This is a genomic window from Dellaglioa sp. CoH-57-MRSF-16 (assembly GCF_056782055.1).
On record NZ_JBXAXZ010000199.1, the window covers coordinates 1 to 259 of the forward strand.

At 68.0% G+C, this 259-nt stretch carries 1 protein-coding gene; it reads right to left on the bottom strand.

All coding sequences use genetic code 11. The features are described from left to right. Nucleotides 1-16: 16 nt before the first annotated feature. Nucleotides 17-259, bottom strand: a 243-nt coding sequence (locus tag AC1RPH_RS08410) for a hypothetical protein (protein ID WP_481762133.1), incomplete at its 5' end; no start/stop codon positions are given.

The window sequence follows — 259 nt, forward strand, 5'->3', positions numbered from 1 at the left end:
CTCCTGGGTATCGCGGTTAGAAGCGGAGGAAAGCGTGAGCGGGCATTCGGAGCACAGCGAGGCGGAGGCCATCGCGCACGAGGCTGAGCGCGAGCACGCCATGCACGACCACGGCGATCACGACCACAGCGCGCACGACCACGGCGCACACGACCATGCTGCGCACGACCACTCCGGTCACGACCACGCTGCGCACGACCACTCCGGTCACGACCACGCTGCGCACGACCACTCCGGTCACGACCACGCCGATCATGAC